Annotated in this window: 22 protein-coding genes and 2 pseudogenes; 12 read left to right on the top strand and 12 right to left on the bottom strand. The window is 67.7% G+C overall.

The window, feature by feature from the left end; all coding sequences use genetic code 11:
• Positions 1-18: 18 nt before the first annotated feature.
• The 3 genes from cysC to AB0M22_RS32965 all read right to left on the bottom strand — a co-directional run bounded on the left by cysC (position 19) and on the right by AB0M22_RS32965 (position 3,758).
• A complete protein-coding gene (gene cysC, locus AB0M22_RS32975) occupies positions 19-1,854 on the bottom strand; it encodes an adenylyl-sulfate kinase (protein ID WP_364735256.1) in 1,836 nt (611 codons plus the stop codon).
• Positions 1,854-2,786 carry a sulfate adenylyltransferase subunit CysD gene (gene cysD, locus AB0M22_RS32970; RefSeq protein WP_364735254.1) on the bottom strand — a complete coding sequence of 311 codons (933 nt, stop codon included), beginning with the start codon at positions 2,784-2,786 and terminating at the stop codon, positions 1,854-1,856. Before cysD ends, cysC begins: the two co-directional genes overlap by 1 nt.
• Positions 2,787-2,861: 75 nt before the next feature.
• Positions 2,862-3,758: a helix-turn-helix domain-containing protein gene (locus tag AB0M22_RS32965; RefSeq protein ID WP_364735252.1), complete on the bottom strand. Its 897-nt coding sequence runs from the start codon at positions 3,756-3,758 to the stop codon at positions 2,862-2,864.
• Between the two features lie 91 nt (positions 3,759-3,849).
• Between AB0M22_RS32965 and AB0M22_RS32960 the strand changes: the two genes are divergently transcribed.
• The 3 genes from AB0M22_RS32960 to AB0M22_RS32950 are packed head-to-tail and all read left to right on the top strand — an operon-like array spanning position 3,850 to position 6,994.
• Positions 3,850-5,013, top strand: coding sequence for a hypothetical protein (locus AB0M22_RS32960; RefSeq protein ID WP_364735250.1), 1,164 nt, complete (start codon positions 3,850-3,852; stop codon positions 5,011-5,013).
• Positions 5,013-5,789 carry an SDR family oxidoreductase gene (locus tag AB0M22_RS32955; RefSeq protein WP_364735248.1) on the top strand — a complete coding sequence of 259 codons (777 nt, stop codon included), beginning with the start codon at positions 5,013-5,015 and terminating at the stop codon, positions 5,787-5,789. Before AB0M22_RS32960 ends, AB0M22_RS32955 begins: the two co-directional genes overlap by 1 nt.
• 41 nt (positions 5,790-5,830) lie before the next feature.
• Entirely contained in the window at positions 5,831-6,994 is a 1,164-nt protein-coding gene (locus AB0M22_RS32950) for a sulfotransferase (protein ID WP_364735246.1), read from the top strand.
• Between the two features lie 180 nt (positions 6,995-7,174).
• Here AB0M22_RS32950 and AB0M22_RS32945 read toward each other — a convergent pair whose 3' ends face one another.
• The gene (locus AB0M22_RS32945; RefSeq protein WP_364735243.1) at positions 7,175-7,846 is read right to left on the bottom strand and encodes a PaaI family thioesterase; all 672 of its coding nucleotides are present in this window, start codon (positions 7,844-7,846) and stop codon (positions 7,175-7,177) included.
• Between the two features lie 213 nt (positions 7,847-8,059).
• On the opposite strand from AB0M22_RS32945, the gene AB0M22_RS32940 reads away from it, so the two are divergent.
• Positions 8,060-8,716, top strand: a complete 657-nt coding sequence (locus AB0M22_RS32940; protein WP_364735241.1) for an HAD family phosphatase — start codon at positions 8,060-8,062, stop codon at positions 8,714-8,716.
• A gap of 4 nt (positions 8,717-8,720) precedes the next feature.
• Here AB0M22_RS32940 and AB0M22_RS32935 read toward each other — a convergent pair whose 3' ends face one another.
• A complete protein-coding gene (locus tag AB0M22_RS32935) occupies positions 8,721-9,317 on the bottom strand; it encodes a TetR/AcrR family transcriptional regulator (RefSeq protein ID WP_364735239.1) in 597 nt (198 codons plus the stop codon).
• A gap of 21 nt (positions 9,318-9,338) precedes the next feature.
• On the opposite strand from AB0M22_RS32935, the gene AB0M22_RS32930 reads away from it, so the two are divergent.
• The 4 genes from AB0M22_RS32930 to AB0M22_RS32915 are packed head-to-tail and all read left to right on the top strand — an operon-like array spanning position 9,339 to position 11,276.
• Positions 9,339-9,707, top strand: coding sequence for a hypothetical protein (locus AB0M22_RS32930; RefSeq protein ID WP_364735237.1), 369 nt, complete (start codon positions 9,339-9,341; stop codon positions 9,705-9,707).
• Entirely contained in the window at positions 9,704-10,204 is a 501-nt protein-coding gene (locus AB0M22_RS32925) for a hypothetical protein (protein WP_364735235.1), read from the top strand. Before AB0M22_RS32930 ends, AB0M22_RS32925 begins: the two co-directional genes overlap by 4 nt.
• A 24-nt stretch (positions 10,205-10,228) precedes the next feature.
• Positions 10,229-10,993 (top strand): alpha/beta hydrolase, encoded by a 765-nt coding sequence (locus tag AB0M22_RS32920; RefSeq protein WP_364735233.1) that lies wholly within the window; start codon positions 10,229-10,231, stop codon positions 10,991-10,993.
• Between the two features lie 43 nt (positions 10,994-11,036).
• Entirely contained in the window at positions 11,037-11,276 is a 240-nt protein-coding gene (locus AB0M22_RS32915; RefSeq protein WP_364735231.1) for a hypothetical protein, read from the top strand.
• Here AB0M22_RS32915 and AB0M22_RS32910 read toward each other — a convergent pair.
• On the bottom strand, positions 11,270-11,743 hold the full coding sequence (locus tag AB0M22_RS32910) for a hypothetical protein (RefSeq protein WP_364735229.1): 474 nt from the start codon (positions 11,741-11,743) through the stop codon (positions 11,270-11,272). The genes AB0M22_RS32915 and AB0M22_RS32910 overlap by 7 nt on opposite strands.
• A 175-nt stretch (positions 11,744-11,918) precedes the next feature.
• On the opposite strand from AB0M22_RS32910, the gene cpt reads away from it, so the two are divergent.
• Positions 11,919-12,452 carry a chloramphenicol phosphotransferase CPT gene (gene cpt, locus AB0M22_RS32905; RefSeq protein WP_364735227.1) on the top strand — a complete coding sequence of 178 codons (534 nt, stop codon included), beginning with the start codon at positions 11,919-11,921 and terminating at the stop codon, positions 12,450-12,452.
• On the opposite strand, the gene AB0M22_RS32900 is transcribed toward cpt, so the two are convergent.
• Positions 12,453-13,721 (bottom strand): RNA polymerase sigma factor, encoded by a 1,269-nt coding sequence (locus tag AB0M22_RS32900; protein ID WP_364735225.1) that lies wholly within the window; start codon positions 13,719-13,721, stop codon positions 12,453-12,455.
• Positions 13,722-13,734: 13 nt separating this feature from the next.
• The gene (locus AB0M22_RS32895; RefSeq protein WP_364735223.1) at positions 13,735-14,112 is read right to left on the bottom strand and encodes a YciI family protein; all 378 of its coding nucleotides are present in this window, start codon (positions 14,110-14,112) and stop codon (positions 13,735-13,737) included.
• 249 nt (positions 14,113-14,361) lie between these two features.
• Between AB0M22_RS32895 and car the strand changes: the two are divergent.
• A pseudogene (car, locus tag AB0M22_RS32890) lies at positions 14,362-17,878 on the top strand (carboxylic acid reductase).
• A 36-nt stretch (positions 17,879-17,914) separates the two neighbouring features.
• Here car and AB0M22_RS32885 read toward each other — a convergent pair.
• Both AB0M22_RS32885 and AB0M22_RS32880 read right to left on the bottom strand, forming a co-directional pair.
• Positions 17,915-18,721, bottom strand: a complete 807-nt coding sequence (locus AB0M22_RS32885; RefSeq protein WP_364735221.1) for an ATP-binding cassette domain-containing protein — start codon at positions 18,719-18,721, stop codon at positions 17,915-17,917.
• Positions 18,718-19,389: an FCD domain-containing protein gene (locus AB0M22_RS32880; protein ID WP_364735219.1), complete on the bottom strand. Its 672-nt coding sequence runs from the start codon at positions 19,387-19,389 to the stop codon at positions 18,718-18,720. Before AB0M22_RS32880 ends, AB0M22_RS32885 begins: the two co-directional genes overlap by 4 nt.
• 241 nt (positions 19,390-19,630) lie before the next feature.
• Here AB0M22_RS32880 and AB0M22_RS32875 point away from each other — a divergent pair.
• A pseudogene (locus AB0M22_RS32875) lies at positions 19,631-20,947 on the top strand (2-isopropylmalate synthase); the annotation flags it as partial.
• 92 nt (positions 20,948-21,039) lie between these two features.
• Entirely contained in the window at positions 21,040-23,337 is a 2,298-nt protein-coding gene (locus tag AB0M22_RS32870; protein ID WP_364735217.1) for a LuxR C-terminal-related transcriptional regulator, read from the top strand.
• Positions 23,338-23,342: 5 nt separating this feature from the next.
• On the opposite strand, the gene AB0M22_RS32865 is transcribed toward AB0M22_RS32870, so the two are convergent.
• Together AB0M22_RS32865 and AB0M22_RS32860 are read right to left on the bottom strand one after the other, a co-directional pair.
• On the bottom strand, positions 23,343-23,867 hold the full coding sequence (locus AB0M22_RS32865) for a DinB family protein (RefSeq protein ID WP_364735215.1): 525 nt from the start codon (positions 23,865-23,867) through the stop codon (positions 23,343-23,345).
• A gap of 54 nt (positions 23,868-23,921) precedes the next feature.
• Complete coding sequence (locus AB0M22_RS32860) at positions 23,922-24,551, bottom strand: maleylpyruvate isomerase family mycothiol-dependent enzyme (RefSeq protein WP_364735213.1); 630 nt, start codon at positions 24,549-24,551, stop codon at positions 23,922-23,924.
• Positions 24,552-24,630: the final 79 nt, after the last annotated feature.

Below are 24,630 nucleotides of genomic sequence, written 5' to 3'. Positions count from 1 at the left end.
CCCTTCGGCTACCTGGAGTTATTCGAGACCGGAGAGACGGGCGAGGATGGTGGCCGCCATCGCCGCCGGATCGCCGTGGTCGGGACGCAGGACGAGTTCGGCCTCGGCGGGGGCCTCGTACGGGTCGTCGATGCCGGTGAAGCCCTTGATCTCACCGGCCCTGGCCTTGGCGTACATGCCTTTCGGGTCGCGGGATTCGCAGATCTCCAGCGGAGTGTCGACGAAGACCTCGACGAACGGGATGCCCGCGGCCAGATGCGCCGCGCGGACGCGATCGCGGTCGGCCTGGTACGGGCTGATCAGCGAAACCACCGCCACCACACCGGCTTCGGCGAACAGCCGGGCGACCTCGCCGACGCGGCGGACGTTCTCGACCCGGTCCGCGGCGCTGAAGCCGAGGTCGGCGTTGAGTCCGTGTCGCAGGTTGTCGCCGTCGAGCAGGAAGGCCGGACGGCCCGCCGCGACCAGCCGGCGTTCGAGTTCCACGGCGACGGTCGACTTTCCGGAGCCGGACAGGCCGGTCAGCCAGACGGTGAGGCCGCGGGTCGCGCGCTCGTCCCGACCGACCGCGGTCGAATGCCAGACCACCCGCGAGGACGGCAGGCTCGGGCCGGTGATCATGCCCGCGCCGACGGTGTTGTTGGTGGTGTCGTCGACCAGGATGAAGCTGCCGGTGAACCGATTGCGGCGATACGGATCGAACAGCAGCGGCTGCCGGGTGCGCAGCTGCACGCGGCCGATCTCGTTGAGCGACAACGATTCCGCGTTCTCGTCCCGGTGCAGGGTGTTGACGTCGAGCCGGTAGTCCAGGGTTCGCACCTCCGCGGTGGCGGTGCGGGTGGTGTGCCGGATGGTGTACGTCGAGCCCGGCGTGAGCTGGGTTTCGTCGGCGAACCAGCAGACCATCGCGTCGAGATCGCGCCCGGCGGTGGGCCGGTTGTTCGGACGGCAGATCATATCGCCGCGGGACACGTCGAGGTGATCGGCCAGCTGCATGGTGACCGCCTGCGGCGGAAAGGCTTCCGCGACCGGCTTGCCGCCCGGACCCCAGATCGCCTCGACCGTGGTGGTGAATCCCGAAGGCAGCACGGCCACTTCGTCACCGGGCTTGAACACACCGCCGACCACCGTGCCCGCGTAACCCCGGAAATCCTGTGCGTGGCTGCGGGTTACGTACTGCACTGGGAACCGCGCGTCGATCAGGTTGCGGTCCGAGGCGATGTGCACCTCTTCGAGATGGTGCAGCAGGGGAGTGCCCTCGTACCACGGCATGCTCGCCCCGCGGTGCACGATGTTCTCGCCGTCCAGCGCGGACATCGGCACGAAGGTCAGGTCGAAGATGTCGAGTTTCGACGCGAACTGGGCGAATTCGGTGCGGATCTCCTCGAACCGCGCCTGCGACCAGTCGACCAGGTCCATCTTGTTCACGCACAGCACCAGGTGCGGGATGCCGAGCAGGCTGGCCAGGAACGCGTGCCTGCGGGTCTGCTCCACCACACCCTTGCGGGCGTCGACCAGGATCAGCGCCAGGTCGGCGGTGGACGCGCCGGTCACCATGTTCCGGGTGTACTGGATGTGGCCCGGGGTGTCGGCGATGATGAATTTCCGTCGGGGCGTGGCGAAATAGCGGTGCGCCACGTCGATGGTGATGCCCTGTTCGCGTTCGGCGCGCAGGCCGTCGGTGAGCAGGGCCAGGTTCGGGTAGTCGTCGCCGCGGTCGCGGCTGGTCCGCTCCACGGCGGCGAGCTGGTCGGTGAAGATCGTCTTGGAATCGAAGAGCAGGCGCCCGATGAGGGTGGACTTGCCGTCGTCGACGCTGCCCGCCGTGGCGAGACGCAGCAGGGTTGCGGTCATCAGAAGTAGCCCTCTCGTTTGCGATCTTCCATGCCCGCCTCCGAGATCCGGTCGTCGGCGCGGGTCGCGCCCCGCTCGGTGACCCGGGCCGCGGCGACCTCGGTGACCACCTCGGCGGGGGTGGCCGCGGTCGACTCCACGCAGCCGGTGCAGGTGGCGTCGCCGACCGTGCGGAACCGCACCGTCGTCTCGTGCGGTTCCTCGCCGTCCAGCAATTCCAGAAAGCGCGTGTGCGCCAACAGCATTCCGTCGCGGGCGACCACCGGGCGGCGGTGCGCGTAGTAGAGCGGCGGCAGGTCGATGCCCTCGGCGGCGATGTAGGTCCAGATGTCGAGCTCGGTCCAGTTGGACAGCGGGAACACCCGAATGTGTTCCCCCGCACGGTGTCTGCCGTTGTAGAGGTTCCACAGCTCGGGCCGCTGGCTGCGCGGATCCCACTGGCCGTACTCGTCGCGGAAGCTGAAGACGCGTTCCTTGGCCCGCGCCTTCTCCTCGTCCCGGCGCGCGCCGCCGAACACCGCGTCGAAATTGCCCTCGTGGATCGACCGCAGCAGCGTGGTGGTCTGCAATCGGTTACGCGAGGTGCGCGGACCGGTCTCCTCGGTGACCCGGCCCGCGTCGATGTCGTCCTGCACGCTGCCGACCACCAGTCGCAGCCCGAACCGCGCGACGGTCTCGTCGCGGAAGGCGATCACCTCATCGAAGTTGTGCCCGGTGTCGATGTGCAGCACCGGAAACGGCAGCGGCGCGGGCCAGAAGGCCTTGGCCGCCAAGTGCAGCATCACCACCGAGTCCTTGCCGCCGGAGAACAGCAACACCGGACGCTCGAAGGTTGCCGCGACTTCTCGGAAAATATGTGCCGACTCGGCCTCGAGCGCGTCCAGATGAGGCAGCTCGTAGGTGCTCGCCGTCGACTTTGCGTACTGGCTCACACCGCAAAACTAGAACACGTTTCGATAGTTGGCAACAGGTCGTGCCGGACCGGAATCGGCGGAACACCGCGGGGGTCAACTCCAGGATGACTGCTGCGCCGGTCGATTACCACCCGAAGCGGTGGTCACGGCGTCCGCAGCCGCGACCAGAGCGGTTCCGCGCCGGTCGATTTCGGCGCCGGTGATCGACTTGCCGACGTACATGGTCAGCACCATGTTCTGCCGGCCGTCGCCGCCGTAGGTCGGCGCGGCGAGCAGGCTGACGGGGTGTTCCTTGCGCGGGCGTAGATCCGTGCCGAGGTATACCCGCTCGCCGAGGCTGGTGACCAGCTCGCCGACCAGTTCGCGCAGGTCGTCGGGTAGATCGCGGGCGGCGAATCCGGCCAGCATCGAATACAACCTGCGGCCCGCGGCGGTGAGGCTCTCCACCAGGTAACCGCGCTCGCGGCACTCGGCGACGATCTGCCGCAGCCGCGCCTCGTCCTGCTGCAACGGCACGGTGGCCGGCTTGGCCAGCCAGGCATCGAAGGCCGCGTCGGTATCCCACAGCACGTACATCAGCCCGACCGGCGGCGCGAAATGGTAGGCCGCGCCGACCTTGACCAGGCCCGGACCGGTGCTCTCCAGGACCATGATCTGCTCGCCGACCACGGCGGACGCGGTGCAGGTCGTGCGGTAGCGCGCGGTCAGTTTCTCCAGCTCGGCGCGGGCGAGCGCGGAAATCGCGAAGCTGTCCTGCGCGACTCGGCCCGCGGCGATCAGGGCCGGGCCGAGGCCGTAGGTGAGCGTGTCGGCGTCGCGCACCAGGTAACCGCCCGCGGTGAGCTCGGTGAGAATGCCGAGGCAGGTCGGTTTCGCCAGGTCGAGGGCGCGGGCCAGCTCGGACAGGCCGTAGCGCTTGCCGCGCTGCTCGACCAGGAAATCCATTACCTGAACCACCCGCACGGTCGGTGCGGATCTACGGGCGACCATTGACCACTCCTAGAACACGTTCTAATCTTGCCTCAGACGAAATGTACCAGAGTGGTACGTATTTGGAACACCGCGATTCAATGGAGACCTTTTGCTGACACAGCCGTTCGCGGACGCCATCGCCGCCGCCGAGCAGATCATCACCGAGGCGGCGCACATCCGCACCGAACAGGACCTCGTCGAGGGCTACGACTACCTGGCGGGCAGCATTCGCGCGGCCTTACAGATGGCGTGGGCCTACGAGCGGGACTTCCCGTTCTTCGTCCAGTCCACCGGGCCGTACACCAAGATGGGCCTGGACAACCCGGACACCCTGTACTTCCACTCCTATCTGCGGCCGGACGCGGAATACGTGGTCACCGGAAAGCGCGGCAGCACAAGCGATCTGAGCTTCCAGGTGCTCAACGGCAACTACTCGCCGGTGGATGTGCCGGACAGTCAGACCGCGTTCGACGACCGTTCCTTGGAGATCGGGCCGGACGGTTCCTACGAACTCCGGCTCGGACCAGGCGAATCGCGCCCGGGTTACGTACATCTCGCCGCCGACTCGGCGATGCTGGTGGTCCGCGAGGTCTACAGCGACTGGGCCACCGAGAAGCCCGGCACCATCCGGATCGCACGGGTCGACCGCGTCGGCGACGCACCGCCGCCGCTGACCAAGGACCTGCTGACCAAGCGGTACGGCGTCGCGGGCAAGATGCTCATCTCCCGGTTGCAGACCTTCCTCGCCTTCCCGGGCTGGTTCTATCTGAACCTGCCGGTGAACACGATGACCGAACCCCGTTCCACGCCTGGCGGTCTCACCACCCAGTTCTCCTCGGCCGGGCACTACGAGCTGACCGACGATCAGGCGATGATCATCACGGTGCCGAAATCCGATGCGCCGTACCAGGGTTTCCAGCTCGGCAGCATGTGGTACCTGTCGCTGGACTACATCAACCACCAGACCAGCCTCACCGCCGACCAGGCGCACGTGGACCCCGACGGAATGATCCGACTGGTGGTCAGCGAGCGAAATCCGGGTCTGGCCAACTGGATCGAACGGACCGGGCACGATCGCGGCTATCTACAGTTCCGCTGGCAGCGCCTGGCCCGCGACATGAAGCCCGAAGACGGCCCGACGGTCGAGGTGGTGCCGGTCGACGACCTGGCGCAGCGACTTCCGTTCCACGACCAGGCGAGCGTCACGCCGGAACAATGGCGCGCACGAATCGCGGTACGGCAGGCTGCCGTCGCGGAAAGGATGCTCGGCTGATGTTGTTGCAGGACAAGGTTGTTGTGGTCTCCGGGGTCGGCCCCGGGCTCGGTCGCGCCATCGCGGTGCAGAGCGCCAAGGCGGGCGCGGACGTGGTGCTCGCTTCGCGCACCGAATCGCGGCTCACCGAGGTGGCCAAGGAAATCACCGAGCTCGGCCGGCGCGCGGTGGTGGTGCCGACCGACATCAACGACGAGGCCGCCGCGGTCCATCTGGTCGAGGCCGCGCACAGCGCGTTCGGCCGGGTCGACACGCTGGTCAACAACGCGTTCGCGATCCCGCCGATCACCGATCTCGCCGACGTCGACCTGGATCAGGTGCGCGCCGGATTCGAGACCAATGTGCTTGCCGCGCTGCGGTTGACCCGGCTGTTCATCCCCGCGCTCGACGAGTCCAACGGTTCCGTCGTGATGATCAACTCGGCGGTGCTGCGGCACTCCCGGCGCACCTTCGGTCCCTACAAGATGGCCAAGGCCAGCCTGCTCGCCCTGGCCCAGAGCCTGGCCACCGAGCTGGGACCGCGCGGCATCCGGGTGAATACCATTGCGCCCGGCTACATCTGGGCCGACAACCTGAAGTGGTACTTCAACTACCTCGCCGAACAGCGCGGCATCACCGCCGACGAGGTCTACGCCGAGACGGCGAAGACCATCGATCTGCGCAAGCTGCCCGAACCCGACGAGATCGCCGACGCGGTCGTGTTCTTCGCCTCGCCCATGGCGCGCGCGATCACCGGCGCGTGCCTGGACGTCAACGGCGGCGAATACCACCACTGATCGGGTGCGACTGTCTCGCACCACTACGGAGGAGATGAACGTTGATCGGTAGGGACGATGTCGGGACCATCGATGATCTGCACGCGTCGGCGACCAAGGTCGTCGGGCTGACCGATTTCGGTGCCGACGACTACCGCGTCGGGCTCGAAGTGCTGCTCGAGTCCTATGCCAAGGACGCGGAGCTGACGCCGTTCGGCAACAAGGTGAATCGCGCGTTCCTGCGCGGGGCCCTGATCGCCCGGCTGCTCAGCGAGGCCGCGTGGCAACGCTTTCCGGAGCACGCCGAGGTGGCGATCGAACGGCCGATCTTCGTGACCGGCCTGCCCCGCTCGGGGACGACCGCGGTGCACCGGCTACTCAATGCCGATCCGGCGCACCAGGGTCTGGAGATGTGGCTCACCGAGATGCCGCAGCCGCGCCCGCCCCGGGAGACCTGGGCGAGCAACCCGGTGTATCAGCGGATCGAGGCCGCGTTCGAGCAGCATCACGTGGAGCATCCCGAATTCATGGGCGTGCACCATATTTCCGCCGACCAGGTGGAGGAGTGCTGGCAGTTGCTCCGGCAGTCGGCGATGTCGGTGTCCTACGAGTGCCTCGGATATCTGCCCACCTACTCCGAATGGCTGCGCGAGCAGGACTGGACCGACGCCTATCGCCGGCACCGGCGCAACCTGCAACTGATCGGCCTGCCCGACGCCGGGCGGCGCTGGGTGTTGAAGAACCCCAGCCATTTATTCGCACTCGATGCCATTTTCGAGGTGTATCCGGACGCGCTCGTTATCCAGATGCATCGCGATCCGCGCACCATCATCGCCTCGGTGTGCAGCCTCAACGAGCAGGCCTCGGCCGGGTGGTCGGACAAGTTCCGCGGGCCGGTGGTCGGCGGCGCGCAATTGGATCTGTGGGCGCGGGGCGCGGATCGGTTCCTGGCGGACCGTAAGCGGCACAATGCCGCTCAGTTCTGCGATGTCGACTATGACGACTTCGTCGCGGACCCGATCGGGACGGTCGAATCGATCTACCGGCATTTCGATCTGCCGTTGACCGAGGAGGCGACGTCGGCGATGACGGCGCTGCACTCGGAAAGCACCTCCGGTGCAGCGCGTCCCGTGCACCGCTACACGCTTGCGGACTTCGGTCTCACCGCGGATCAGGTCGACGAGCGGTTCGCGGAGTATCGGGAGGCGCACTTTCCGGGCCGTTGATCGGCGGGAGCAGGTGCCGCGCATGGCATTTCATGCAGACGTGCAGAGTGTGCAGTAATCGGGCCTGCGGCGCGACATCGGTCGCGTCGCGGGGCCGACTGCGAATAGGGTTGGCCGCGGGGACATCTCGTGCAGAAGTGCAGAGTGCGCAATTCCGGGTGGACCGGGCCGGCCGGCGAGTTACGGCTGGCCGGGCTTGAGCACGACGAAAAGGGCGTTGGCTTCGGCGCAGAGGCGGTCGCCGTCATGCAGGGTGGCCCGGACATAGACCTTGCGGCCTTCGCGGCGTTCGGCCCAGGCGCGCACCTTCAGCTCGGTATGCAGCGGGGTGATGGAGCGGTAGTCGACGGTGAGCGACGCGGTGCGGGTCACCTCGCCCGCGTAGACCGCCGCGGCCATGCCGAGTATGTCGTCGAAGCCGATCGCGATGACGCCACCGTGCGCGGCGTTGTTGCCGCCGAGGTGGAAGGTGCGGAAGGTGATGCGGGCGTCGACGCCGTCGCGGCCGACATGATCGAAGACGAACGGCGGCAGCGTGATGTTGCCCCGGCCCGGCAGGTCGTGCCTGGTCCAGTTCGGTGTGGACCACTCGTCCACCTTCGCGGCGTCCAGCTTGTCGTTCAGCTGCTTGAGCAGGCCGATCGTCTCCACGGCCAATTCGTCGGAGGGGGAGGAGAGGCGCACACGATCCATCAGCCCGCGCACCTGCTCGATGAATTCGCCGTAGTGCGGGCCGCCGCGGGTGATGTCGACACTCTGCTCGTGCGCGTTGATCAGCTCACTCATCGGCCGGAACGCGCCCTCGTGGTGCTCCTTGCTTGGCAGCGAGTCACCGGCCTGTTGTTCGTTCATGCAGAACACGTTATAGGTTGCCCGCCGGGTGCTCACTTCGTGGGCGTCCGACGGTCCGCCGAGTGGGTTTCGAAACGCCCGGGGTGGCCTAGGCTGGTTCGCGATCATCGATCGTGGTTACTCAGGGAGGAACCAGAAGGTTGGCGGCGCGTGCTCGATAACCGTCCACCACCGAACGCACTGACCGGTCCGGCGGCGAAAGGCTGTGGGTAGATGGGTATTACGGCGGTTGTCTTCGACATGGACGGCGTACTGATCGACTCCGAGCCGGTGTGGGAACAGGTGCGTCGCGACTATGTGGCCGAGCAGGGCGGGCAGTGGCTGCCCGACGCGCAGCAGCGATTGATGGGCATGAGCACCCGCGAATGGTCGGAGTATCTGAGTACCGACCTCGGGGTCGACGCCGCGCCGGAGACGGTGGCGCGCGACGTGATCGAGCGGATGGCCGCGCACTACGACCGCGAGGTCCCCCTGCTGCCCGGCGCGATCGACGCGGTGCAGCGGATGAGCGAGCAGTGGCCGCTCGGCGTGGCCAGCTCGTCGCCGCGGGCGCTGATCGACGTCGTGCTCGGCCGCACCGGGCTGATCGAATTCTTCAACGTGACCTTCTCGACCGAGGAGGTCGACCGCGGCAAGCCGGCCCCCGATGTCTATGTGGCCGTCGCCGCGTTCCTCCGCCAACGCCCCACCGACTGTGCCGCAGTGGAGGATTCGAGCAACGGCATGCGTTCCGCCCACGCCGCAGGCATGCGCGTCATCGCCGCCCCGCGCCCGGAGTACCCGCCGGCCGCCGATGCCCTGGCCCTCGCCACCCACGTCATCACCGACCTCGCCGAGCTGACGCCGACTCTGGTCACCGAACCGGCCTGACCCGTCAGGTCCCGCTCGTGCGGTAGGAGGCGAGCAGGGTGCGGGCGGCCTCGGGGAGGTCGATGTCCAGCCAATCGGGCAGGCCGGGGGCGTGGCGGCGCAGGGTGGCGTAGGGGAGGTCGACGACTACTCGGCTGACGGCGTCGATTTCGCGTTTGCCCGCGCGGCCGAACAGGTCGGTGGCGAGGCGGCGCAGGTGTTCGATCAGCGGCGCGTTCATGGTGGCGAGCCGGGCGCGGAAGTCGTCGTCGGGGCCGCCGTCGAGTAGATCGCGGAAGCGCACGTTGAGCAGAAGTCTTGCGTCGTCGGGGAATTCGCGACCGAAGGCCAGCGCGGCGCGCACCATCGCGACACCGGCCTCGACCGGGTCGGGGTCGCCTGCGGCGGTCAGCACGCCGCCTTGGAACCGTTCGAGCGCGCGCAGCCAGGCCGCGGTCAGCACACCGTTGCGGTTGCCGAAGCGGTGATACAGCGTGCCGACCGGCGCGCCGCTGGCCTCGGCGATCGCCGCCACGCTGGCCGCGCGCGGCCCGTCGGCGAGCACCAGGGCGCGCGCTGCGTCGAGGATCACGTCGGTGTCGTGCTTGCGGGGAGGTGCCATGTACTAGTACGTTCCTTCTATATGGAGCGTTTGTCCTACATTGATGAGCATGCCAGATCGATCGACGCGAATCGCGATCGGGCCTGGAAGGCACTGCTCAAAGTTATCTGCAGAGACCCGGCTGATCCGTCCACCGTGCCGGGCGGTTTCGTGCTGGATGCCGCGGAGGCCCCCGCCCGGCTGGCCATGAAGGGACGGCACTGGTTCTCGGAGTACGCCCTGGTCTTCGAACTCGACGACGAAGGCGCGAGCCGGACCCGCGTCCGCGCCAAATCCTGGGGGAATTTCCCCGGGCTGCACGGCAAGATCTACCGCGCACTGGTCATCGGCAGCGGCGGCCACAAGGTTGTGGTGCGCCGGCTGCTCCGCCAGATAGCCGCCGCGGCATGATTTCCGGGCTGGTCTGGGGTTCGACCGCGGCGGAATGCGCCGACCCGATGCCGTGTGACGACCTGAGACCCGATGGGCTGCAAGTCGATCGGGCCATCAGCATCGATGCCCCACCCGACCTGGTCTATGCCTGGCTGTGCCAATTGCGGGTAGCGCCATACAGTTACGACCTCCTCGATCACTGGGGCCGCCCCAGTCCGCGGCATCGCGAGCCCCGGCTCACCGAACTCGCAGTGGGGCAACGCTTCATGGGGCTGTTCGACTTGATCTCCTTCGAGCCGAATCGGCACATCACCCTCTTCACCGGGAAAGTGGCCGTCACCTATGCGGTGCATCCTGAGGGCGCCGGTACGCGTCTGGTCGTCCGCGTTCGGATGAATTCGCCACGGGCAGTCGGACATCTGCTGGCGATCGGCGATCTGATCATGATGCGAAAGCAACTGCTGACGCTGAAAGAGCTGGCCGAAGCCGAAGTTCGGGCCGTGCCGCGCGCCTGACCGGCGATCGAGCATGATCAACATATGGCACAAGAGGTACAGCTCGGCGAGGTCCGGACTTGGTATGACGAAACCGGCGACGGCGAGCCGGTGTTGCTGCTGCACGGCGGCTTCGTGGACTCGCGGTCGTTCGAGCCCGCCGTCGCCGTACTGGCGGAGCACTTCCGCGTCTTCCGGATGGACCGGCGCGGGCACGGCCGCACGCCCGATGTCGAGGGTCCGATCTCCTATGACCTGATGGCACAGGACACCATCGCGTTCCTGGACAAGGTGGTCGGCGGGCCCGCGCACCTGGTCGGTTACAGCGACGGTGCGATCGTCGCGCTGCTGGTCGCGATCCGCCGGCCGGATCTGGTCGGCAGGCTCGTCTCGATCAGCGGCAACTTCCACCGCGACGGCATCCTGCCCGGCGTGCTCGACGGTTTCGGCCACGGGGAGGCGATGCAGCGCTTGGCCACTCGCTACGGCGAGGTGTCACCGGACGGCCAGGAGCATTTCGCCGTGGTCGCCGAGAAGGTCCTGCGGATGGCGCGCGAAGAACCGACCATGACGGTCGAGGAACTCGCGGGCATCACCAGCCGGACCCTCGTGATCGCCGCCGACGACGACGCGATGAGTCTGGAACACACCATCGCCCTCTACCGCGCGATCCCGGACTCCGAACTCGCCGTCATCCCTGGCGCCTCACATCTGCTGGTCGTGGAAAAGCCCGCCGAGGTCTATCGCCTCGTCGGTCTCTTCCTCACCACCGACGCGACCCAGACCTGGCAGCCGATCCGCCGCGCCTGATCGAATCAGACGTTTCCATCCGGTAGCAGAAACCGGATGACGCTTGCGCGCGCAAGACATTTCGGCAAACTGTGCGCTAACGGCGCTGCTGTTGGTCATTCGACCGGTCATGCTGAGCGGTATGGACTTCATGAAACCAGCTGAACAACTGTTAGCGCAGGTTGCGGCCCGGTTCGGTTCCGCAGAGGCTTTCCTCGACAAGTTGGCGGACGTGCGCGCGCAAGCGATGGACGACACGGTTGAGATGCCGCGTGTCGTCGGCGGATTGCCCACTATTTACTGAAACTGGTGAAGTTCGGCTACATCGAACTTCCACAGCTCGAACCCCGCGGGCACGTTGTCGCCCACCGAGATCCGGTCGTGCGCCCACTTGCCCGCCAGCGGGTGCAGGTCGGCGCCGCCCTCGGCGGTGAGCATCGGCAGCGGATGGACGCGCCGGCGCGCCGCGTTCTCCCGCACGGTCGCTTTGTCCACGTAACCGAGTTGATCGTGGTTGAGGACGTAGCGGCCGGTGCAGCCGTGTTCCGGCGGGACCAGCGGCGCGACGGAAGCGGCGGTGGCGTACAGGTTTTCGCGGCCGATCCGCTGCCTGGCCCACACCACGCGGGCGGGCGTGCTCAGCAGCCGTTCGATGCCCTGAACGGCGTGGTTGCCGATCCACGCGTGTTCCTCGAGCTGGGTGTCCGGCTCCACATAGCCGATCAGCCGGTGGTCGTCGTCCAGGAGCACTGCTCGATAGAACTGCCGCACGTGGCCGGATTCCTTTCGGAGGTAAGCGATTTCGTAGCATGCTCACACGCGATTGCGGTGCGGCGATTACCACGGCGTTACAACCGGACTAGAGCGGCGCCCGCGAACGTGAACGGCGGGCGGCATTTGGCGAAATTTGTTGGAGGCATGCTGGTGTCGCGCCTAACGTGACGACGTGACGACTCAGGTGATCGTGCTCAATGGCGGCTCCAGTTCGGGGAAGTCCGGTATCGCCCGATGTCTGCAGGCGGTCCTGCCGGATGCCTGGCTGACCCTCGGCGTCGACACGCTGATCCAGGCCCTGCCCGTTTCGCTGCGGGCCGCGGGCGCGGGGATCGAGTTCGCGACCGACGGCGGCGTGCGGATCGGGCTGGAATTCCTGCGCCTGGAGGCGGCGTGGATCGAGGGCGTCGCCGCGATGGCCAGAGCCGGCGGCCGGATCATCGTCGACGAGGTCTTCCTCGGCGGCGCGTCGTCGCAGCAGCGCTGGCAGAAGGCGGTGGCCGGATTGAGCGTGCTGTGGGTCGGTGTCCGTTGTGACAGCGCGGTCGCCGCCGGCCGCGAGGTCGCCCGCGGGGATCGGGTGCCGGGCATGGCGGTCTCGCAGGCGGAGGTGGTCCACCAGGGCATGGTCTACGACCTGGAGGTGGATACGACCCTGACCGAATCCCTGGCCTGCGCGCGGGTGATCGCGGCTCACGTCACGTGACTAATGCGCGTCCCGCGCGCGGTCGAGGAGCAGTGCGCGTTCGGCGTCGTTGGCGGTGAGTTCGGCGGCGCGCAGGAACTCTGTTCGCGCTTCCTCCGGGCGGCCGAGTTGGACGAGCAGGTCGCCGCGGACTGCGTTGTAGAGGTGATAGGTGTCCAGTGCGCCCGAGGACGCGAGTGCGTCGACGAGGTCGAGGCCGGCTGCCGGGCCGTGCACCTTGCTCACCGCCACCGCGCGATTGAGTTCGACGATCGGGGACGGGAAGCGTTCGGCGAGAACGGCATACAGGCCGGCGATGCGTCGCCAATCGGTGTCTTCCGTGGTCGCCGCCATGGCGTGCACGGCGGCGATCGCGGCCTGCAACGCGTAGTTGCCGGGCGGCAGATCGCGGTCCCTGGCGACCGCGTTGGCCCGCGCCAACGCCGCGAATCCGCGCCGGATCAGCAGGTGGTCCCATCGTGACCGGTTCTGATCGGCAAGCAGGACAATATCTTTCGCGGGACCGGTGCGCGCGGGCAGCCGCGACGCCTGCAACTCCAGTAGTGCGGCCAGCCCGTGCACCTCGGGTTCGGTGGGCAGCAGCTCGGCCAGGATGCGGACGAGCCGTAATGCGTCCTGGCACAGCTCGATTCGAATCCAGTCCGCGCCCGCGGTCGCCGTATACCCCTCGTTGAAGATCAGATAGACGACCGCGAGCACGGAGGCGAGCCGCTCGGTCAGCTCCGGGCCCTCGGGTACCTCGTAGGGCACCCGTTTCGCGGCGATGGTCCGTTTCGCCCGGACGATGCGTTGCGCCACAGTGGATTCCGGGACGACGAAGGCGCGGGCGATCTCCTCGGTGGTCAACCCGCCGAGCAGCCGCAGCGTCAACGCCACCCGCGCCTGCTCGGACAGCACCGGATGACAGGCGGTGAACATCATCCGGAGCAGATCGTCCTCGACGGCGTCGCCGAGTTCCGGATCCGCCGACCGCTCGGTCACCATGGCGTGGCCGAGCACCGCCAGCTTGCGGGTGAGGTTCTGCGTGCGGCGGATCCGATCGATCGCCCGATGCTTGGCGGTGAGCATCAGCCAGCCGCCGGGATTCGGCGGCACGCCGTCGCGCGGCCACTGTTCGAGCGCCGCGACGAGCGCGTCCTGCGCCAGTTCCTCGGCGGCATCGATATCGCCGACGACGCGGGTGAGCCCCGCGACCAGCCGCGGCCATTCCATCCGCCACACCGTTTCCACGGCGCGATGGGTCTGTTCAGGCGACCGGTCGGGGCTCATCCGCGCTGCCCGATCAGGCCGGCTCGTCGATCTGCCGGATCTCGACCTCGATATCCCACTCCGGCCCGTGCACGCCGAGGAAGCGCGAGGTCCACTCGACCGCTTCGTCCTTCGACTTGGTCTGCAAGATGCAGTAGCCGCCGACGACCTCCTTCGACTCGGTGAACGGGCCGTCCAGCACGGTCTGCTTGCCGCCGCTCTGGTTGATCTTGACCGCCTCGGTGACCGGGCGCAGGCCGTTGGTGTCCAGCAGCACGCCCGCCTTGGTCATTTCCTCGATCACCTTGCCGACCTGCTCGAACAATGCCTCGTCCGGCTCCGGCGCGGTGGTCGGGTCGACGTGGATCAACATCATGTAGCGCATCTCGGGTCCTTTGCTCGTCGTCGTCAAGATCGGTCGATCCTCACCTCACTGCATCGAACGGTCATCGCCCGGATCGACATCTCGCCGAAGATTCTCCCCGGATTTTTCCGCGGGTGGCCGCGAGACGCGTTTGCGTTGGCCCGCCGCGCTGTTCACAGCAGACTCCCAGCCAACAAAGACGTTAGTTTTGCTAAGGTAATAACGGCGGGCGCGTATCGCGCCGCCGAGTTTCTACCTGATCCCGTCAAGTTTTTGCTGGTCGTGGAGGTGGACCTTATGTCGATAGATTCCCGTGAAGAGCGGCTCGCAGCCCGCATCGCAGATTTGCACGCCACGGACGCACAGTTCGTCAGCGCACTGCCCGACGAGGCGGTGACCGCGGCGCTCGAGCAACCCGGCCTGCGGCTGTCCCAGCTCGTCAGAACCGCGCTGTCCGGTTACGCGGACCGGCCCGCGCTCGGGCAACGCGCCGTGCGGTTCGTCGAAGACCAGGCGACCGGGCGCGTCGCCACCGAACTGCTGCCCAGTTTCGACACCATCACCTATGGCGAACTGTCGACGCGCATCGACGCCTTCGCCGGTGCGCTCGCGGACGTGGTCCGACCCGGTGATTGTGTCTGCATCCTGGGCTTCAGCAGTGTCGACTACACCACCATCGACCTGGCGTTGGTCCCGCTCGGTGCGGTGTCGGTTCCGTTGCAGACGAGCGCGCCGGTCAGTCAGCTGCGCCCGATCGTCGAGGAGACCGAACCGCGGGTGATCGCGTCGAGCGTCGACTATCTCGCCGACGCCGTCGAACTGGCGCTGGCCGCCACGCCCGAGCGGCTGGTCGTGTTCGACTACCTGCCGCAGGTGGACGCGCAGCGCGAGGCGTTCGAAGCGGCCCGAGCGCGGCTGGCCGAGGCGGGCAGCCCAGCGGTGCTGGAAACCCTCGCTGACGTGCTCGACCGTGGAAAAGCCCTGACCACTACGGATTTCGTGCCGGCCGAGGCCGACCCGTTGACGCTGCTGATCTACACCTCCGGCAGCACCGGCGCGCCCAAGGGTGCCATGTACACCGAGCGGCTGGTCGCGAACTTCTGGCGCAAGTCGACCAAAGCGGCTTGGGGACAGGAGGGTTCGACCCCGGCGATCACGCTGAACTTCATGCCGATGAGTCACGTCATGGGTCGCGCCGTCCTGTACTGGACGCTCGGCACCGGCGGCACCGCGTATTTCGCGGCCAGGAGCGATCTTTCGACGCTGCTGGAGGATCTCGCGCTGGTGCGGCCGACCCAGCTGAACTTCGTGCCGCGGATCTGGGACATGCTGTTCCAGGAGTTCCACAGCGAGCTGGATCGGCGCTCCGCCGACGGCGCCGATCGGGCGGAGCTGGAGGCCGAGGTGATGGCGGATCAGCGCCGGTCGCTGCTCGGCGGCCGGTTCGTCACGGCGCTGACCGGGTCCGCGCCGATCTCCCCGGAGCTGCGCGCGTTCGTCGAAACCTACCTCGACCTGCATCTCTTGGAAGGCTACGGCTCGACCGAGTCCGGTGCCGTGTTCATCGACGGGCACGTGCGCCGCCCGCCGGTCACCGACTACAAGCTGGTCGACGTGCCCGAACTCGGTTACTTCCGCACCGACCGGCCGCATCCGCGCGGCGAGCTGCTGGTCCAGTCGAACGACATGTTCCCCGGCTACTACAAGCGGGCCGAGGTCACCGCGGGCGTGTTCGACGCGGACGGCTACTACCGGACCGGCGATATCGTCGCCGAGCTCGGTCCGGACGAGCTGGTCTACCTCGACCGGCGCAACAACGTGCAGAAGCTGTCCCAGGGCGAGTTCGTCACCGTCTCGACGCTGGAGGCGGTGTTCGACAGCAGCCCGGTCGTGCAGCAGATCTACATCTACGGAAACAGCGCTCGCGCTTACCTTTTGGCGGTCGTCGTGCCCACGCCGGAAGCGCTGGTGCGCACCGGCGGCGACGCCGAGGCGCTGAAATCGCTGATCAGCGACTCGCTGCAAGAGGTCGCGCGCACGGCCGAATTGCAGTCCTACGAGATCCCGCGCGGACTCCTGCTCGAGACCACGCCGTTCACGCTGGAGAACGGCCTGCTCACCGGCATCCGCAAGCTGGCGCGGCCGAAACTCAAAGAGCACTACGGTGATCGGCTCGAACAGCTCTACCTCGAGCTGGCCGCGGGACAGGCCGACGAGCTGCGCGCGCTGCGTCGTGACGGGGCCGATCGGCCGGTGCTGGAGACGGTCAGCCGGGCGGCCGGCGCGCTGCTCGGCGCGTCCACCGCGGACCGGCGGCCGGACGCGCACTTCACCGACCTGGGTGGAGATTCGCTGTCCGCGTTGACCTTCGCCAATCTGCTGCACGAGATCTACGACCTCGACGTGCCAGTGGGCGTCATCGTCAGCCCGGCGACGGATCTGCAGACCATCGCCGACTACATCGAGGCGGAACGGACCGGCGGCTCGAAGCGGCCGACGTTCGCGACGGTGCACGGCCGCGACGCCACCGCGGCACACGCCGGTGATCTCACCCTGGACAAGTTCATCGACGCCGAAACCCTAGCCGCCGCACCGGCATTGCCGCCTCCCAGCGCCGAAGTGCGGACGGTTCTGCTGACCGGCGCGAGCGGTTTCCTCGGCCGCTACCTGGCGCTGGAATGGCTCGAGCGCTTGTCCCTGGTCGGCGGGAGGTTTGATCTGCCTGGTGCGAGCCAAGGACGACGCGGCGGCCCGCGCCCGGCTGGACCAGACCTTCGACAGCGGTGACCCGGAGTTGTTGCGGCACTACCGGAATCTGGCGGCCGACCACCTCGAGGTCATCGCCGGCGACAAGGGCGAGGCGGACCTCGGCCTCGATCGGCAGACCTGGCAGCGACTGGCCGACACGGTCGACGTGATCGTCGATCCCGCCGCCCTGGTCAACCACGTGCTGCCGTACAGCCAGCTGTTCGGCCCGAATGTGGCGGGCACCGCCGAGCTGATCCGGCTCGCGCTGACCACGAAGCTGAAGCCGTTCACCTATGTGTCGACCATCGGGGTCGGCGCGCAGATCGAACCGTCGGCGTTCACCGAGGACGCGGACATCCGGGTGGCCAGCCCGACTCGCGCGGTCGATGACAGCTACGCCAATGGCTACGGCAACAGCAAGTGGGCGGGTGAGGTGCTGCTGCGGCAGGCCAACGACCTGTGCGGGCTGCCGGTCGCGGTGTTCCGCTGCGACATGATCCTGGTCAGCGGCCGGTACGAGGGCCAGCTGAACCTGCCGGACATGTTCACCCGGATGATGCTCAGCCTGGTCGCCACCGGCGTCGCGCCCGGCTCGTTCTACCAGACCGACGCGGACGGCAACCGGCAGCGGGCGCACTACGACGGCCTGCCGGTCGACTTCATCGCCGAGGCCATCACCACCCTCGGCGAGCAGGTGACCGACGGGTTCGAGACCTATCACGTGATGAACCCGTACGACGACGGCATCGGCCTGGACGAGTACGTCGACTGGCTGATCGACGCGGGCTATTCGATCCAGCGGATCGCCGAATACGACGACTGGCTGCGCAGATTCGACACCGCGCTGCGCGCATTGCCGGAACAGCAGCGGCAACATTCGCTGCTGCCGCTGCTGCACAACTATCAGCAACCCGAGCAGCCGATCCGCGGTTCGTTCGCGCCCACCGAACGATTCCACGCCGCGGTGCAGGAGGCGAAAGTCGGCCAGGACAAAGACATTCCGCATGTCACCGCGCCGATCATCGTCAAGTACATCACCAACCTGAAGATGCGCGGACTGCTCTGAGCGCGAAACCCGGTGCGGCACTGCGCCGCACCGGGATCAGGTCGGCCAGGCGGGCGTGGCGTGTGCGGCGCGGGCGGTCCAGCGACCGTCGTAGCGGACCTCGACCGGATGCGCGAAGGCGGCGGTGACATTGTCGGTGGTGAGGGTTTCCCGGGCCGGACCAGCGGCGACGGTGTGGCCGTCGGCGATGAGCAGGGCGTGCGTCGTGGTGCTCGGCAGCTCTTCGAGGTGATGGGTGACCAGCACCGACGCGACCTCGGGGTGGGTATCGCCGAGGGTGTCGATGGTTTCCAGGAGTTGTTCGCGCGCAGCGAGATCCAGGCCGGTGGAGGGTTCGTCGAACAGCAGCAGTCGCGGCTCGGCGATGAGCGCGCGGGCGATCAGGGTGCGTCCGCGTTCGCCTTGGGAGAGCGTGTTCCAGGTGTTGTCGGCCTTGCCGGTGAGGCCGACGGTGTCGATCATCGCGTCGGCGCGGACGAGCTGATCCGGGGTCGGGTTCCAGCGCATCGGCGTATCGATGGTCGCGGTGATCCCGGTCAGCACGACCTGGCGGATGGTCAGTGGATATTGCAGCGGGTGCCGCGGATTCACATGGCCGATCGAGTGGCGCAGGCGTTGCAGTTCGACCCGGCCGAGCTGTTCACCGAGCACACGGACGGTTCCCGTGGTGGGGAAGGTGACCGCGCCGCAGAAGCCGAGCAGCGTGCTCTTGCCCGCGCCGTTCGGCCCGAGCAGTGCCCAGTGCTCGCCGGCGCGCACGGTGAGCGAGATGCCGTTGATGATCTTCTTGCCCTCGCGGCGGAACGTCACGTCCGTCAGTTCGAGCACCGGGGCTCCGGTCACGTGAAAGCCTCCTTCAATGAGGTCAGATGGGAGCGGCTGAGTTCCGCTGCGGCCGTGGGGTTTCGGGCGACGATCGCCTCGACGAGAAGTTCGTGCGCGGCGTGGTCGGCGCGCTCGGACGGCACCGGGCGGATGGTCAGCATGTCGATCATCGCCAGGCGCAGCCGGGGGAGGAACGTGTCGAACAGCTGGACCAGTACCTCGTTGTGCGCCGCGACCAGCACCGCGCGATGGAAGGCCATGTCCGCGTCGACGTGCTCGGCCACCGGCTCGCCGTGTGCCTCGCGGGCGAGCAGGGTGGAACGGAGGATACGCAGGTCGGCGCGGGTGCGCCGGTGCGCGGCGAGGGCGGCCGCCTCGGCCTCGATGGCGATCCGTGCCTCGATCACCGAGGCGATGGTGGCGCGGCGCAGCACCACGTCCCAATCGTCCTTCGCGTCCAGCGCCGTGACGAACACACCCGCGCCCTGCCTGCTGTCCAGCACGCCCTTGCCCGCGAGTTCGCGGATCGCTTCGCGCAGCGTCGAGCGGCCGACGCCGAGCTGCGCGGCCAGGGTCGTTTCACCTGGTAAACGGTGTCCGAGCGGCCATTCACCCGCCTTGATGCGGGTCATCAGCAGCTCGGCCGCCTGCGCTGCCAGCGGGTGCCGGCGTACCTGCGAGACCATCGCAACCTCTCTACTTGTCTGAGGAGTTGTGTATAGTCTAGCCATCATGCGCACCATGCTTCTGCTTAGCCGCCACGGCGGGGCCTGAACGACCGGCCCCCCGCCGTGGGGCTCTGTCGTGGCCGGTCACCTCTGTTTCGTGACGACCAGAAGGCACCGCATGTCTTTTCCGACGATCAACACTCCCGCCGGCTCGATCCCCGGCAACGCGCCCGCCTGGAATGCGCAGCGGCATTCCCAGATGCCCTCACACCGCTACCGATCCGTCTACGACCGGGTGGAAGTGCCGCTCGCCGACCGTGATTGGCCGAACGCGCGGATCACCGCCGCGCCGCTGTGGGTGCCGGTCGACCTGCGCGACGGCAACCAGGCCCTCGCCGAACCCATGGACCCCGAGCGCAAGCGCCGCTTCTTCGAACTGATGGTGGCCATGGGCTACAAGGAGATCGAGGTCGGCTACCCGTCCGCCTCGCAGACCGACTTCGATTTCGTCCGGCTGATCGCCGACACCGACCTCGCGCCCGACGACGTCACCATCGTCGTATTCACCCCCGCCAGAAGGGATCTCATCGAACGGACGGTCGAATCGGTGCGCGGACTGCGCAAGGTCGTCGTCCACATGTACGCCGCGACCGCGCCCACCTGGCGAAACACCGTGTTGGGCAAGGACCGTGCCGCGCTGCGCGAACTGATCCTGGCCGGCGGCCGCGACGTCCTGGAATTCACCACCGGCCTGCCGGACGTGCGGTTCCAGTTCTCGCCCGAGGTGTTCAACCTGACCGAGCCCGACTACGTGCTCGATCTGTGCGACCGGATGACCACGCTGTGGGACGCCACCCCGCAACGCCCGGTCGTCCTGAATCTGCCTGCCACGGTGGAGGTCGCGACGCCCAACGTCTACGCGGACCAGATCGAATACATGCACCGCAACCTGGCCCGCCGGGACAGCGTCATCCTGTCCGTGCACCCGCACAACGATCGCGGCACCGGCATCGCCGCCGCCGAACTCGCGGTGCTGGCCGGCGCGCAACGCGTCGAGGGCTGTGTCTTCGGCAACGGGGAACGCACCGGCAACGTCGATCTGGCCACCCTGGCGCTGAATCTGCATGCGCAGGGCGTGGATCCGATGATCGACTTCGCCGATATCGACGAGATCCGCCGGACCGTCGAGTACTGCACCCGCATGCCGGTGCACGAACGTCATCCGTACGTAGGCGATCTCGTGCACACCGCGTTCTCCGGCACACACCAGGACGCGATCAACAAAGGCATGGCGGCGCACCGCGCCCGGGCCGCGCAGGCGGGAATCCCGGAACGCCAACTGGATTGGCAGGTGCCGTACCTGCCGATCGATCCGGCCGATCTCGGCCGCACCTACGACGCGGTCATCCGGGTCAACTCGCAGTCGGGCAAGGGCGGCATCGCTTACCTGTTGAAGACGGAGTTCGGCCTCGACCTGCCCCGCCATCAGCAGATCGACTTCGCCAGGCACGTGCAGGCGCACACCGACGGCACCGGCCGGGAGATCACCGCCGCCGAGCTGCGCGCGCTGTTCGAGACGGTCTATCCGACGCTGCCGACGTCCTGACCCGCACGGCGTCTTCGGGCAAAACGCCCGGCGGCGCGCCCGTCCGTGCGAAGGTAATCGGCGTGGCGCGGTACGTGACAGGAAACCTCCCCGCCGAAGTGACCAGCTTCGTCGGGCGGGGCAGCGAAGTCGCCGCCGCCAGGAAACTGCTGTCCAGCACCCGCCTGCTCACCCTCACCGGGCCGGGCGGCGTCGGTAAGACCCGGCTGGCCCGGCGGGTGGGCGAGGCGGTGCGGCGGGCCTTTCCGGACGGCGTGTGGCTGGTCGAGGTGGCCCACGTCAATGACGAGGAACTGGTGGCGCTGACCGTCGCGCAAGCGCTCGGCCTGCGCGACGACACCAGCGCTCCGCTGGCCGGCCTCACCGAGTACCTCGGCGGCAAACACCTGCTGCTCGTGCTGGACAACTGCGAGCACCTGATCGGCGCCTGCGCCGAACTCGTCGACCGGCTGATCGCCAGCACCCCCGACATCCGGGTGCTGGCGACCAGCCGGGAGCCGCTCGGCGTGGTGGGGGAGCAGGTGCTGCCGGTCGCGCCGCTGCCGGTGCCCGAAATCGACGAGGACTCCGGCGAAGTCGACGCGACCGACAATCCGGCGCTGCGGCTGCTGATCGATCGAGCGACCGCCGCGAACCCCGAATTCCAGGTCACCCCGGCGAATCTCGGGGCGCTCGCGGCGATTTGCCTTCGGCTGGAAGGTATTCCGCTGGCGTTGGAGCTGGCGGCGCTGCGGCTACGGGCATTCACTCCGGACCAGGTGCTCGAACGCCTCGACGACACCATGCGCCTGCTCACCACCGGCCTGCGCACCGCGCCGGAACGCCAGCAGACCCTCGAGGCGGCCATCCGCTGGAGCTACGACCTGTGCACCTCGGACGAACAGCTCCTCTGGGAGCAACTCGCGGTGTTCGCGGGCGGTTTCGACCTGATCGCCGCCGAGGCGGTGTGCGTGCTCGAGCCGCCCGGTGCGCTGGTGGACGCGCTGACCGGGTTGGTCGACAAATCGGTGCTGAGTCATCGGCAGGACGGTGACGGCACCGGCCGCTACACCATGCTCGAGCCGCTGCGGCAGTTCGCGCTGGCGCGGCTGGCGGCGCACGGCGACGAATACGCGCTCCGACTTCGGCATCGCGACCACTATTACCGGGTCGCGCAGCGGGGGCGCGTCGAGTACTGGGGTGACGCGGATGTCGTCTGGTTCCGCGACGTCACGCGTGAACACGCGAATATGCGTGCGGCACTGCAATTCGCGCTCGCCGACCCGGACGGTGCGCACCGCGGGTTACAGATCGCCAGTGAGCTGCGGCCGTTCTGGGAGCACTACCGGTTCTTCCTGGAGGGCTACCGGTGGTTGATGGACGCGCTCAGCAAGGATCTCGCACGGACCTCCGACCGGGCGCGGGCGCTGGCCGCCGCCTCGGTCATCGCCGGCATGCTGTCGGACACCGTGTCGGCACACGAGTACCTGGCCGAATGTGTCGGGATAGCAACGGAATTGGCCGCCGAAGAGGTGCTGGTCGAGGCGCAGTTGCTGGCGTCGGTGCTGGCTTTCGCCGAGGCCGATCCGGTGCGGGCGCTCGAAATCGCCGAGGATGCCGCGGTGCGGGCGCGCGCGTGTGGGCATCACGGCACGGAGATGGAGTGTCTCGCGTTCGGGTATGTGTGCGCGATGGTGCTCGAGGACGGGCGGGCAGGCACGTTGGCCGAGCAGTTCCTGGCCAAGACCGCCGAACACGGTTCGCATCTGCTCGGCGGACTCGCGTGGTGGGCGGTCGGGACGAATCATTGGCGAAACGGCAACGAGGACAGGGCGATCGAGGATCTGCGTCGCGCGGTCGAATTGTTGCGGTTGTTCGATCGCTGCGTCTGGACGGCGTCCGCGTTCGACGGGCTCGCCTGGGCGGCGGCCGCGAGTGGCGACCAGCGCCGGGCCGCCCGCCTCATGGGGGCGGCGGCGACGGTGCGGCGCGGTAGCACACAGCGTCTCGCGCACGCCATGACCGATGTGGTCGGCGAGAAGGTCCGCCTTCGGGTGCATGATGCGCTGGGGGACAACGAGTTCGGCGCGTCGTTCGACAGCGGCGCCGCGCTCACCCTGGACGAGGCGGTGAGTTACGCGCTCGGCGTCGAGCAGGCCGCTCCGCCGCCGACGCCGAAATCCGTTGCCGACGAACAGCTCACGCGCAGGGAGAAGGACGTGGCCCGATTGATCGCGGCCGGCTACAGCAACAAGCGCATCGCCGCCGAACTGGTCATCTCCATCCGCACCGCGGAGAGCCACGTCGACCACATCCTGACCAAGCTCGGCTTCGAATCACGCGCGCAGGTCGCGGCCTGGGTCAGCCGGCACACGCTCTGACCGGGTCAGTCGCCGGTCGCGCCGTCGATGCGTTCGCGCAGCAGGTCGGCGTGCCCGTTGTGCCGCGCGTACTCCTCGATCATGTGTGTGTAGACCCAGCGGAGGTTGTAGACCAGTTCCGGGCGACGGGGATGTGGGAAGGTGTGCTCGAGCGACAGGCCGGCGACCGCGGCGTCGGCCAGTTCGATCTCCTGCTGGTAGAGCGCGAAATCTGCGGCAGGGTCGGCGTGTTCGGTGTCGTTGAAATCGCCATTCGGATTGTCTGTGCTGCAATAGATGTATTCCACGTCCAGGTCTGCGGCGGCCAGGCGGAACCAGCCGCGCTCGACCTCGGACAGGTGCCGGACCAGGCCGTGCAGCGACAGCGTCGACGGTGCGACCGACCGCTCTTTGAGCTGTTTCTCGTCGAGCCCCGCGCACTTCTGCAAGAGGGTGTCGCGGTGAAAGTCGAGCCAGGCCTGCAACATCGGCCGTTCGTCGGCGATCAGCGGCGGGTTGGTTCGGGTGCGGTCGGGTGCGGTCCAGGTCACGGGGCGACTGTAACTCGCCGGGGTTGCCGGAGGCTCGTGATTTATCGCCGCGCGTCAGCCCGGACGGGTGAACTGCGTCGCCTTGTCGCCGTGCAACCGGCCGGCTGGCAGGGTGCGTCCGCACAGCACCAGCAGCAGGTCTTGCGCGGCGCCGGACACGACCTCGCCGGACCCATAATTCCACTCCAGGTCATCGGCGTGCAGCTGGATTCCTTTGAGATCAACTCCGAAGAATTTCACGCTCTTCGGATTGATCGCGTCCAGGACCAGGCGTAATCGGTGCTCGGGCACCTTGCGGTCCAAGCCGAGCGCGACGGTGATGTCCAGACCGTGGATGACATCGTGACTAAGCGCACCCTCGAATCCGCCACCCGGCGGCTTCCACGGGTGAGCGACGTTGTCCCACAACCACTTCAGCAGGTCCTCGGCGGACAGCTCCGCGGCGTCGTGCCGGGCGGTCCGATCCGACATCCGATGAAAACTGCCCGCCGCCCGCACCATCTCGAACGCGAATCGCGGCCCCGACAGCCGGTACGGCATGGTCATATGCGCGACCACCTCCCGCACCCGCCACCCCTTGCACAGCGTCGGCGCGTCCCAGCTCTCCGCATCGAGCCCGGCCAGCAACTCGGCAAGGTCGGTCCGCTCATCCGTGATCGCCTTGCGCACCTCGGTCTCCGTCATCATGTCTCCTCGCCGGAGATCATTCCCCGCCACGCGGCGAGATGCCACACGACGAGGGAAATTCGTGATCCCGCAACAG

This window comes from Nocardia sp. NPDC051756 (assembly GCF_040681495.1).
Classification (GTDB): Bacteria; Actinomycetota; Actinomycetes; order Mycobacteriales; family Mycobacteriaceae; genus Nocardia.
This window is presented reverse-complemented; position numbering and strand designations above follow the sequence as displayed.

Bases quoted from the DNA above. Each gene is read 5' to 3' on its own strand.
- AB0M22_RS32920 (WP_364735233.1), top strand. From the start codon at position 10,229: ATGGCACAAGAGGTACAGCTCGGCGAGGTCCGGACTTGGTATGACGAA.
- AB0M22_RS32935 (WP_364735239.1), bottom strand. From the start codon at position 9,317: ATGGCACCTCCCCGCAAGCACGACACCGACGTGATCCTCGACGCAGCG.
- AB0M22_RS32955 (WP_364735248.1), top strand. From the start codon at position 5,013: ATGTTGTTGCAGGACAAGGTTGTTGTGGTCTCCGGGGTCGGCCCCGGG.
- AB0M22_RS32965 (WP_364735252.1), bottom strand. From the start codon at position 3,758: ATGGTCGCCCGTAGATCCGCACCGACCGTGCGGGTGGTTCAGGTAATG.
- AB0M22_RS32945 (WP_364735243.1), bottom strand. From the start codon at position 7,846: ATGAACGAACAACAGGCCGGTGACTCGCTGCCAAGCAAGGAGCACCAC.
- AB0M22_RS32880 (WP_364735219.1), bottom strand. From the start codon at position 19,389: ATGGTCTCGCAGGTACGCCGGCACCCGCTGGCAGCGCAGGCGGCCGAG.
- AB0M22_RS32930 (WP_364735237.1), top strand. From the start codon at position 9,339: ATGGAGCGTTTGTCCTACATTGATGAGCATGCCAGATCGATCGACGCG.
- AB0M22_RS32900 (WP_364735225.1), bottom strand. From the start codon at position 13,721: ATGAGCCCCGACCGGTCGCCTGAACAGACCCATCGCGCCGTGGAAACG.
- AB0M22_RS32860 (WP_364735213.1), bottom strand. From the start codon at position 24,551: ATGACGGAGACCGAGGTGCGCAAGGCGATCACGGATGAGCGGACCGAC.
- AB0M22_RS32940 (WP_364735241.1), top strand. From the start codon at position 8,060: ATGGGTATTACGGCGGTTGTCTTCGACATGGACGGCGTACTGATCGAC.
- cysC (WP_364735256.1), bottom strand. From the start codon at position 1,854: ATGACCGCAACCCTGCTGCGTCTCGCCACGGCGGGCAGCGTCGACGAC.
- AB0M22_RS32925 (WP_364735235.1), top strand. From the start codon at position 9,704: ATGATTTCCGGGCTGGTCTGGGGTTCGACCGCGGCGGAATGCGCCGAC.